The 11,299-nt window shown below is 73.0% G+C and carries 6 protein-coding genes; 4 read left to right on the forward strand and 2 right to left on the reverse strand.

The genetic code is table 11. From position 1 onward, the window contains the following. Positions 1–28 precede the first annotated feature (28 nt). Positions 29–544, reverse strand: a complete 516-nt coding sequence (locus ACFYXE_RS38200) for an Rv3235 family protein (protein WP_389321159.1) — start codon at positions 542–544, stop codon at positions 29–31. A gap of 373 nt (positions 545–917) precedes the next feature. On the opposite strand from ACFYXE_RS38200, the gene ACFYXE_RS38205 reads away from it, so the two are divergent. The 3 genes from ACFYXE_RS38205 (at position 918) to ACFYXE_RS38215 (ending at position 4,700) form a co-directional block, all read left to right on the forward strand. Further along, positions 918–1,421 (forward strand): DUF6912 family protein, encoded by a 504-nt coding sequence (locus tag ACFYXE_RS38205; RefSeq protein WP_361176967.1) that lies wholly within the window; start codon positions 918–920, stop codon positions 1,419–1,421. Positions 1,422–1,582: 161 nt separating this feature from the next. Further along, entirely contained in the window at positions 1,583–2,254 is a 672-nt protein-coding gene (locus ACFYXE_RS38210; protein WP_389321162.1) for an HAD family hydrolase, read from the forward strand. 154 nt (positions 2,255–2,408) lie between these two features. Then, positions 2,409–4,700 carry a LuxR C-terminal-related transcriptional regulator gene (locus ACFYXE_RS38215; RefSeq protein WP_389321165.1) on the forward strand — a complete coding sequence of 764 codons (2,292 nt, stop codon included), beginning with the start codon at positions 2,409–2,411 and terminating at the stop codon, positions 4,698–4,700. Between the two features lie 502 nt (positions 4,701–5,202). Here the strand turns inward: ACFYXE_RS38215 and ACFYXE_RS38220 are convergent. Further along, positions 5,203–5,769: a DJ-1/PfpI family protein gene (locus tag ACFYXE_RS38220; protein ID WP_361176961.1), complete on the reverse strand. Its 567-nt coding sequence runs from the start codon at positions 5,767–5,769 to the stop codon at positions 5,203–5,205. Between the two features lie 463 nt (positions 5,770–6,232). Between ACFYXE_RS38220 and ACFYXE_RS38225 the strand changes: the two genes are divergently transcribed. Beyond that, complete coding sequence (locus ACFYXE_RS38225; RefSeq protein ID WP_389321169.1) at positions 6,233–11,170, forward strand: NAD-glutamate dehydrogenase; 4,938 nt, start codon at positions 6,233–6,235, stop codon at positions 11,168–11,170. Positions 11,171–11,299 lie beyond the last annotated feature (129 nt).

Raw genomic sequence — 11,299 nt, forward strand, 5'->3', positions numbered from 1 at the left:
CGACGTGCCGTGGTGTGACGCCCGTCCGTCATGTCATCTCCGGAGGGGCCGGGCTGGTGTCCGGCCCCTTCGGCGTGTCCGGGGCCGGGCGCCGTGGTTCCGGGACCCGCGCCGTGCGGGCCGGGTCGGTCTCCACCGCGGTGCAGCGCCACCGGCGGTCCGCGCCCCGGGCCAGGCGGAAGGCCAGGGCGTGCAGCCGGGGGCCCGCGGCGATGCGCACGAAGACCTCGTACGCCTCGGGGTGCGGCTGGTAGTGGCCGATCCGGTGGATCGCGGGGCGGTGGCCGCCCGCGCAGAGCGGCCTGAGCTCGGCGAGGCGGGCCAGTTCGTCGAAGGCGGTGTGGGCGACGTGCCGGGCCACCCAGTGCATCGGGCGCTGGCCGCTGAGGACCAGGACGAGGCGTTCGGCGAAGAGCTCCGTGGGGTGCGGGGGCGGCTGCGCGGGGATCGTCGTGGGGCGGCGCTCGGCGGGGCGGCGGGAGTCCCGCCGGTGGGGCGGGCGGCCCGCGGGCGGCCGGGTGGCGGCCGGGCGTGGGCGGGGCATGGTCATCACCTTGCGCATGGAGCCTCCGTCTCGTCGTCCCCCCCGGCCGTCGAATACCGGGGAGTAACTTCTCGTTGGGGATCTTGTACGGGGGTGGCCGCGGGCCGCGCAAGGGTCCGGGGCGCGGGCGGCAGGGGCGGCGCGGTTCACCTATCAGGGGGGTGCGCGGGCGTCGGGGCCGTGCGGGGACCGGGGCGGGGCGGGTGAAGGCGCGGACGCGCGCTGACGGCGTCCGGGGCGGTGGGGGCACCTCGATGGGGGACTCCCGCGGCGCCCTCGCCGCTCTCCGGTGGCGGGCACCCGCACGTATCCTGGAGGCCTTCCATGACCACGGAGTCCGCCTTCGCGCGGACACGGACGAAAGCGGTCACTCATGCGCGTCTACGTTCCGCTGACCCTGCCCCGGCTCGCCGAGGCGTACAAGGCGGGGGAGCTGGGGCCCGGGCCGCTGGTCGCCTACGCCGTGACGCCCGCCCTGCGCGAGTGGTACGTCTCCGACGACATCGAGGAGCTGGAGTACGCGGCCCTGAACCGGGCGGCGCTGGCCTCGCTGCGGCTGATCGCCGGGGACCCCGGGGCGGCCCGGCGCCGGGTCGTGCTCGCCGCCGACGTGCCGGACGGCACCGCCCTGGCCGACCCCGACCGCGGGCTCGACCAGGGGGCGCTCGGCGAGGTGCGCATCGAGGCGGCGCTGCCGCTGGCCAAGGCGGCGGCCGTGCACGTCGACGCGGACGACGCGGAGGCGGACGTGACGGCGGCGGCCGCGGCGCTCGGGGCGGCGGACCAGGGCGACGACGACGCGCGGTTCGTGGTGGACGGCGCCGAGGACCACGAGCTGCTCTGGTTCGCCACGCAGGAGATTCCCGGGCTGCTCTGAGCGGGATTCCCTTCCCGGCCGTTCCGGTCGGGGCGCGGTGCTCCGGGCCGGATTCCGGGGGTGGCGCGGGCCGCGCGCCGGGGTGGTACGCGGGCTGGTGCGGGGCCCGGGCGTCGGGGTCCCGTCTGGGCGGTGTCGGTGGGGGAGGGTAGCGTTTTCCCATGGGGAAGCTGCTGCGCGGGGCGCACATCGTGTGGGACTGGAACGGCACGCTGCTGCATGACATCCATGCGGTGATCGACGCCACGAACGCCTCCTTCGCGGAGATCGGGCTCGACCCGATCACGCTGGAGCGCTACCGCGACCTGTACTGCGTGCCGATACCCCTGTTCTACGAGCGGCTGATGGGACGCCTGCCCACCGACGCCGAGTGGCAGGTCATGGACACCGTCTTCCACAAGCACTACTGGGCCCGGGTGGACACCTGCGGCCTGGCCGACGGGGCGTCCGACCTGCTCGCCGCCCGCCGGGCCGACGGGCGCACGCAGTCCCTGCTGTCGCTCGCCCCGCACGAGCACCTGGTGCCGATCGTGCGCCGGCACGGCATCCACGAGTACTTCGTACGGATCGACGGGCGCACCGACACCTCGCACGCCGGCAAGGCCGAGCGGATGGTGCGCCACCTCGCCGCCCTGCAGGACCGCCCCGACGCCGACCGGATCGTCGTGATCGGGGACGCCGTCGACGACGCCGTGGCCGCCGCCCACGTGGGCGCGCGGGCCGTGCTCTACACCGGCGGCTCGCACAGCCGGGTGAGCCTGGAGGCCGCCGGGGTGCCCGTCGTCGACAGCCTCACCGATGCCGTCGACGTGGCGGAGCGGCTCGTCGCCTGAGGGGGCGCTCGCGGGGGGCCGGCGGGGGCGCACGAGGGGTCCGGCGGGGGGTTGTCGGATTTTCCGCTCACGCTCCGCGTCCTTCTGCGTACGCTGAGGTGGGATCCTCGGCCGGGTGAGCCTTGCGGAACGACGTGACGGGGGCGGTAGCGCGATGGGTTTCGGCTTCGGGCAGCGGCGAAGCGGGCAACTGCCCGCCGAATTGACCTCGTTCGTCGGGCGGGTCGACGAACTGGCGCAGGTGCGGGCGGCGTTCGAGTACGCGCGGCTCGTCACCCTGGTCGGGCCGGGCGGCGTCGGCAAGAGCCGCACCGCGCTGCGGGCCGCCGCCGGGCTCGGGGAGCGCTTCCCGGACGGCGTCTGGCTGGCCGAGCTGTCCGCGCTCAGGGACCCGGAGCTCATCCCGGCCACCCTCGCCGCGGTCCTCGAACTGCCCGAGCAGTCCGGGATGGAGCCGCTCGACGCGGTCGTGGCCCATCTGCGGGGGCGCCGGCTGCTCATCGTGCTCGACACCTGCGAGCACTTGGTCGACGCCTGCGCCATGCTCTCCGACATCCTGCTGCGCGAGGCCGCGGACGTGTGCGTGCTCGCCACCAGCAGGCAGCCGCTGGACGTGCCGGGCGAGCACTGCTGCCCCGTCGCGCCGCTCACCGACGCCGACGCCGTCGAGCTGTTCGCCCAGCGGGCCGCCTCCGTCGTGCCCGGCTTCACCGTCGACGAGCGGAACCGCGAGCGGCTCCTCGCGCTCTCCCACCGGCTCGACTGCATTCCGCTCGCCCTGGAGCTCGCCGCCGTACGGCTGCGGGCGGTGTCCGTCGAGGAGCTGGTCGCGCGGCTCGACGACCGTTTCCAGGTGCTCACCGGCGGGCGCCGCACCGCCCTGTCGCGCCACCAGACGCTGCGCACGGCCATCGACTGGTCCCACGAACTGTGCACCGCCCAGGAACAGGTGCTCTGGGCGCGGCTCTCGGTCTTCGCCGGGTCCTTCGAGCTGGCGGCGGCCGAACAGGTCTGCGGCGACGAGTCGCTGCCCGTCGGCGAGGTGCTCGGGCACCTGATCGGACTCGTCGACAAGTCCGTCGTGCAGCGGCTCGGCGAGTCCGGCAGCCGCTACCGCCTGCTCGACACCCTGCGCGAGTACGGGGCCGAGCGGCTCGGCACCGTCGAGGCGGACGGGGGCGCGGCGCTGCGCGCGCGGCACTTCGCCCACTACCGGGACCTGGGCCGGCGCTTCGAGGAGGGCTTCCTCGGCGCCGCGCAGCCCGAGCTGCACCGGGCCGTCCGGGCGGAGATGTCCGGCCTGCGCACCGCCCTGGAGTACGCCTACGGGGCCGAGGGGCGGGCGGCGGAGGGGCTGCGGCTCGCGGCGCGGCTGTGGCCGCACTGGCGCGCCTCGGGGACGCTCTCCGAGGGCGGTTACTGGATCGAGAAGGGGCTGGAGCGCGTCCCCGAGGACTGCTCGGCGCGGGCCTGGGGGCTCCTCTGCACCGGCGTCTTCGGCGTCTGGACGGCGGACCTCGCCACGGCCGTCGAGCGGATGGAGCCGGCGCGGGAGTGCGCGGTGCGGGCGGGCGACGAGGTGGTCGCGCAGTTCGCCGCGGCGTACGGGCACGGGCTCGCCGCGCTGTGCGGGGACGGGGCGGGGCTCGCGCGGCTCGCGGACGTGCGGCGGCAGATGTTCGACGGCGACAACCTGCTCGGCGTCGTCGTCATGAGCTACGAGGCGGCGCTGCTGCGGGCCGTCCTCGGGGACACGGAAGGCGCCCTGGAGCTGTGCGCGCAGGGCCTCGACCTGTTGGAGGGCACCGGAGAGCGGCAGATCTACGGGTCCACGCTGATGGCGCAGGGCCTGGTGCGGTGGCTCGCGGGGGAGCGGGAGGCGGGAGTCGCCTCGCTGTGCCGGGGGATGGAGGCGGCGGGCGAGGTCGACGAGATCCTGGTCGCCGCGATGTGCTGCCACGGGCTCGCGTGGGCGGCGGCGCACGCGGGGCGGCAGGTGCGGGCCGCGTGGCTCTTCGGCTACGCGGAGAACGCGCGGCGTTTGGGCGGGGATCCCATCGGCATGCTGCCCTCGCTCCTCGAGCAGCAGGAGGCCGCGCGGGAGGCGGTGCGGGAGGGGCTGGGGGCGAAGCAGTTCGAGCGGTGGCATGCGGTGGGGGCGCGGCTCTCGGGGCGGCAGGTGCTGGAGGCGGTGCGGGGGGACGCGGAGACGCCGGGGCGGGGGGCCGGGGTGGGGGGTGGCTCCGGTGGGGGCGGAGGGGAGGCGCTGACGCGGCGGGAGCGGGAGGTCGCCGTGCTGGTGGCGCGGGGGCTCTCCAATCGGGAGATCGCTGAGCAGCTGGTGATCTCCAAGCGGACTGCGGATGCGCATGTGGAGCACATTCTGGCGAAGTTGGGGGTGGGGTCGCGGACGGAGATCGGGGGGGTGGCGGGGGTGGTTCGTTGAGTTTTCTGGCCCCTGGGCCTTGGGCGGGGTTCGCCCCGGTTCGGTTCTTGGGGCGGGGCCGCGGGGGTATGTGCGTACTCGCTATCCCTGCGCCCCGCTGCACGAACAAAGGCGCCATTGTTTCCTCGGTGCTCCGTGCGCACATACCCCCACGTCCCCTCGCGTCTCGCTCGCGGGTGCAGGCCGGTGGGGGCGGTCCGTGAGCCCCCTCGCGTCGCGTTTGCGGGTGCAGGCCGGTGGGGCCCGTGTGTCCTCTTCGGGTGGTTCGCGGGTGGCCTGCCCTCGCCGACAAGGGCAGGCTGCCGCGGGGAGGGCCGTGCCTGCCACGACAGCCGTGGGGGATGACCAGGTACTGCCGGCACCGCGCCCTCCCGCCGCCTCCGTGGAAGCGGCGCGGGACCGAGCCTGCCGGGCGGGGCCGCCGCCCGCCATCGGTTCGGGCGAGGATCCGCATACCGATGTGCGGGGCGGCGGCGCCGTCTCCGTATACCTAGACGCGCCGTCAGGTCACCGGGGCCTTCGCCCGCAGGACCGTGAGGAACTCCCGCATCCAGCCCGAGTGGTCCGGCCACGCGCGGGCCGAGACCAGCGTGCCGTCCACCACCGCCTCCGCGTCCTGGAAGGTCGCGCCCGCCGCCTGCATGTCCAGCTCCAGCGCCGGATAGGCCGTGACCCTGCGGCCGCTCAGGCCGTCGATCGCGGCGGTCAGGAGCGGGCCGTGGCAGATCTGCGCCACCGGCTTGTCCGCGTCGAAGAAGGACTTGAGGATCTTGCGGAGCTCCGGGTCGTTGCGCAGGTACTCCGGGGCCCGGCCGCCCGGGATCACCAGAGCGGCGTACTGGCCGGGATCGACCTCGGAGAAGGCCAGGTCGGCGGGCCAGGTGTAGCCCGGTTTCTCGGTGTACGTGTCGAAGCCCGGCTCGAAGTCGTGCACGACGAACCGCAGCGTCTTGCGGGCCGGGGCGGCGATGTGGACGTCGTATCCCTCCTCGCGCAGCCGCTGGTAGGGGTAGAGGACCTCCAGTGACTCCGCCGCGTCGCCGGTGACTATCAGGATCTTCGCTGCCATCTCGCTGCGCTCCCCTCGGGCGGGCCCGGCCTCCGGACCCATGGGCCAACGTGCCCGTGCGCCGTCGCTTTGCCAAGGGGGCCGGTGGCGGACATGACTGTGCAGACTGTCAAAGTTCACCCCCTGGTTTTGTACACATACGGCTCATGACGGGTTCCCGGTGCGGGGCGATAGCCTTGACCCGTGATCAGCGCGATATCCCGCGGGGGCATCGGTGCCCCCGCCCTGCGCCCGGAGCACACGGAGGACATCCGTGCCCGGGCGCTCGCTGACGCTTCTTCGCGGTGCGGCCGACCGGGCCGAGCACGCCATCTGTCAGTGAAACCGCTGAAAATGGCGGAAAGCTGTCCGCTCATCCATCACCGCGGCATAACGTCGAATCCGGCCGGAGACCCCGTGTCGCGGCGTTACGTCACATCACCTTCTACGTCACGCAACGGCGCGCGACAGGAGTCAGAGGACAATGCAGACCAAGCTGGACGAAGCCAAGGCCGAGCTGCTCGCGCGGGCCGCCCGGGTAGCTGAGAACAGCCCGGTCGGGGGGCGCCTACCGAGCGGTGCACCGACCGGGACGACGAGCGGGGCCACGCCGGACCAGGACAAGGCCCTCGCGTTCCTCCAGCGCTACTACCTGCACACCGCACCCGAGGATCTGGCCGACCGCGACCCGGTCGACGTCTTCGGAGCCGCCTTCTCCCACTACCGGCTCGCCGAGAACCGTCCCCAGGGGACGGCGAACGTGCGGGTCCACACCCCGACCGTCGAGGAGAACGGCTGGACCTCCAGCCACTCCGTCGTCGAGGTGGTCACCGACGACATGCCCTTCCTCGTCGACTCCGTCACCAATGAGCTCTCCCGCCAGGGGCGCGGCATCCATGTGGTGATCCACCCGCAGGTCGTCGTACGCCGGGACGTGACCGGCAAGCTCCTGGAGCTGCTGCCCGCCGGGGCCGAGCTGCCGCACGACGCGCTCGTCGAGTCGTGGATCCACGTCGAGATGGACCGCGAGACCGACCGCGCCGACCTCAAGCAGATCACCGCCGATCTGCTGCGGGTCCTGTCCGACGTGCGCGAGACGGTCGAGGACTGGGAGAAGATGCGCGACACCGCGCTGCGCATCGCCGACGAGCTGCCGGCCGAGCCCACCGCGGGCGACCTGCCGGGCCAGGACGTCGAGGAGGCCCGCGAGCTGCTGCGCTGGCTCGCCGACAACCACTTCACGTTCCTGGGCTTTCGCGAGTACGACCTGCGGGACGACGACTCCCTCACCGCGGTGCCCGGCACCGGCCTCGGCATCCTGCGCGCCGACCCGCAGCACGGCGACGACCACCACCCGGTCAGCCCGTCCTTCGACCGGCTCCCGGCCGATGCCCGCGCCAAGGCCCGCGAGCACAAGCTCCTCGTCCTGACGAAGGCGAACAGCCGGGCGACCGTGCACCGCCCGTCCTACCTCGACTACGTCGGCGTGAAGAAGTTCGACGCCGACGGCAACGTGGTCGGTGAGCGCCGCTTCCTGGGCCTGTTCTCGTCCGCCGCGTACACCGAGTCGGTGCGCCGCGTGCCCGTCATCCGCCGCAAGGTCGCCGAGGTCCTCAAGGGCGCCGGGTTCTCGGCCAACAGCCACGACGGCCGCGACCTGCTGCAGATCCTGGAGACCTACCCGCGCGACGAGCTCTTCCAGACGCCCGCCGACGAGCTGCGGTCCATCGTCACCAGCGTCCTCTACCTCCAGGAGCGCCGCAGGCTGCGGCTCTACCTGCGCAAGGACGAGTACGGGCGCTACTACTCGGCGCTCGTCTACCTGCCGCGCGACCGCTACACCACCGGCGTCCGGCTGCGGATCATCGACATCCTCAAGGAGGAGCTGAACGGCGCCAGCGTCGACTTCACCGCCTGGAACACCGAGTCGATCCTCTCCCGCATCCACTTCGTGGTCCGCGTGCCCAAGGGCGCCGAGGTCCCCGACCTGTCCGACGCCGACATCGAGCGCATCGAGGGACGGCTCGTCGAGGCCGCCCGCTCCTGGGCCGACGGCTTCGGCGAGGCGCTGACCGCCGAGTGCGGCGAGGAGCGCGCCGCCGAGCTGCTGCGCCGCTACGGGGGCGCCTTCCCCGAGGGCTACAAGGCCGACCACTCGCCGCGCGCGGCCGTCGCCGACCTGCAGCACCTGGAGCACCTCACCCAGGGCGACAAGGACTTCGAGCTCTCGCTGTACGAGCCGGTGGGCGCCGCCCCCGGCGAGCGCCGCTTCAAGATCTACCGCTCCGGCGAGCAGGTCTCCCTGTCCGCGGTGCTGCCCGTGCTGCAGCAACTCGGCGTCGAGGTCACCGACGAGCGCCCGTACGAGCTGCGCTGCGCGGACCGTACGCACGCGTGGATCTACGACTTCGGGCTGCGCATGCCCAAGTCCGCGAACGGCAGCGGCGACTACCTGGGCGACGACGGCCGCGAGCGCTTCCAGGAGGCCTTCGCCGCCGCCTGGACCGGCGCCGCCGAGGTCGACGGGTTCAACGCGCTGGTGCTGCGCGCCGGTCTCGACTGGCGCCAGGCGATGGTGCTGCGCGCCTACGCCAAGTACCTGCGCCAGGCCGGTTCGACGTTCAGCCAGGACTACATGGAGGACACCCTCCGCAACAACGTCCACACCACCCGGCTGCTCGTCTCGCTCTTCGAGGCGCGGATGTCGCCGGGCCGCCAGCGCGCGGGCACCGAGCTGACCGACGGGCTCCTGGAGGAGCTGGACGGCGCGCTCGACCAGGTCGCCTCGCTCGACGAGGACCGGATCCTGCGGTCCTTCCTGACCGTCATCAAGGCGACCCTGCGGACCAACTTCTTCCAGGCGTCGGAGAGCGGCAAGCCGCACAACTACGTCTCCATGAAGTTCGACCCGCAGGCCATCCCGGACCTGCCGGCCCCCCGTCCCGCGTACGAGATCTGGGTGTACTCGCCCCGCGTCGAGGGCGTGCACCTGCGCTTCGGCAAGGTCGCGCGCGGCGGACTGCGCTGGTCCGACCGGAAGGAAGACTTCCGGACCGAGATCCTGGGTCTCGTGAAGGCGCAGATGGTGAAGAACACCGTCATCGTCCCGGTCGGCGCCAAGGGCGGCTTCGTCGCCAAGCAGCTGCCCGACCCGTCCGTGGACCGTGACGCGTGGCTGGCCGAGGGCGTGGCCTGCTACAAGACGTTCATCTCGGCGCTGCTCGACATCACCGACAACCTGGTCGCGGGCGAGGTCGTGCCGCCGTCCGACGTGGTGCGCCACGACGAGGACGACACCTACCTCGTGGTCGCCGCCGACAAGGGCACCGCGACGTTCTCGGACATCGCCAACCAGGTCGCCGAGGCGTACGACTTCTGGCTCGGCGACGCCTTCGCCTCCGGCGGCTCGGCGGGCTACGACCACAAGGGCATGGGCATCACCGCCCGCGGCGCCTGGGAGTCCGTCAAGCGGCACTTCCGCGAGCTCGGCACCGACACCCAGGCCGAGGACTTCACGGTCGTCGGCGTGGGCGACATGAGCGGTGACGTGTTCGGCAACGGCATGCTGCTGAGCGAGCACATCAGGCTCGTCGCCGCCTTCGACCACCGGCACATCTTCATCGACCCGAAGCCGGATGCGGCGACCTCGTACGCCGAGCGCCGCCGCCTCTTCGAGCTGCCCCGCTCCTCCTGGGCCGACTACGACAAGGACCTGCTCTCGGCGGGCGGCGGGATCTTCCCGCGCAGCGCCAAGGCGATCCAGCTCAACGCGCACATCCGCGAGGCCCTCGGCATCGAGACCGGCGTCGCCAAGATGACCCCGGCCGACCTGATGAAGGCCATCCTGCAGGCGCAGGTCGACCTGCTGTGGAACGGCGGCATCGGGACGTACGTGAAGTCGTCGGCCGAGTCGAACGCGGACGTCGGCGACAAGGCCAACGACGCGATCCGCGTGGACGGCCAGGACCTGCGGGTCAAGGTCGTCGGCGAGGGCGGCAACCTCGGTCTCACCCAGCTGGGCCGCATCGAGTTCGCCCGCGAGGGCGGCCGGATCAACACCGACGCGATCGACAACAGCGCGGGCGTGGACACCTCCGACCACGAGGTGAACATCAAGATCCTGCTCAACGCGGTCGTCGCCAACGGCGACATGACGGTCAAGCAGCGCAACAAGCTGCTCGCCGAGATGACCGACGAGGTCGGCCACCTGGTGCTGCGCAACAACTACGCGCAGAACACCGCCCTGGCCAACGCCGTCTTCCAGTCGGCGTCCCTGCTCCACGCCCACCAGCGCTTCATGCGCCGGCTCGGCAAGCAGGGCCACCTCGACCGCGGCCTGGAGTTCCTGCCCAACGACCGGCAGATCCGCGAGCTGCTCAACTCCGGCCGGGGCCTGTCCCAGCCCGAGCTCGCCGTGCTCCTCGCGTACACGAAGATCACGGCCGCGGACGAGCTGATCCAGACGACGCTGCCCGACGACGCGTACCTGCAGCGGCTGCTGCACGCCTACTTCCCCAAGGCGCTGCGCGAGCGGTTCCCCGAGCAGGTCGACGGGCACGCGCTGCGCCGCGAGATCATCACGACGGTGCTGGTCAACGACACGGTGAACACCGGTGGTTCGACCTTCCTGCACCGGCTGCGGGAGGAGACCGGCGCCTCGCTGGAGGAGATCGTGCGGGCGCAGCTCGCCGCGCGCGAGATCTTCGGCCTGAGCGAGGTGTGGGACGCGGTCGAGGCGCTGGACAACGTGGTCCCCGCCGACGTCCAGACCCGGATCCGGCTGCACTCGCGGCGGCTGGTCGAGCGCGGCTCGCGCTGGCTGCTCAACAACCGGCCGCAGCCGCTCCAGCTCGCGGAGACCATCGACTTCTTCAGCAAGGGCGTCGCGGAGGTCTGGGCCGAGCTGCCGAGGCTGCTGCGCGGCTCGGACCTGGAGTGGTACCAGGGCATCCGGGACGAGCTGACCGAGGCGGGCGTGCCCGAGGACCTCGCGCAGCGCGTCGCCGGGTTCTCGTCGGCCTTCCCGGCGCTCGACATCGTCGCGGTGGGCGACCGGACGGGCAAGGAGCCGATGGCCGTCGCCGAGGTCTACTACGACCTCGCCGACCGGCTGCGCATCACGCAGCTCATGGACCGCATCATCGAGCTGCCGCGGGCCGACCGCTGGCAGTCCATGGCGCGCGCCTCCATCCGTGAGGACCTGTACGCGGCGCACGCCGCGCTCACGGCGGACGTCCTGGCCGCGGGCAACGGCACGGCCACGCCGGAGCAGCGCTTCAAGGCGTGGGAGGAGAAGAACGCGCCGATCCTGGGCCGCGCGCGCACGACGCTGGAGGAGATCCAGAGCTCGGACGCGTTCGACCTGGCGAACCTGTCGGTCGCCATGCGCACCATGCGCACGCTGCTGCGCACGCACTCGTAGCGAGTCTCCCTGCGGCGGGGGGGGCCCCCGGGCCCCCCCCCCGGGGGCCCCCCCGGGGGGGGGGGGGGGCCCCCCCGCCCCGGGGGGGGGGGGGGGGGGGGGGGGGGGGGGGGGTGTTGGCGAGGGGGC

The organism is Streptomyces sp. NPDC002564 (assembly GCF_042889645.1).
In the GTDB taxonomy this organism is placed as follows: domain Bacteria; phylum Actinomycetota; class Actinomycetes; order Streptomycetales; family Streptomycetaceae; genus Streptomyces.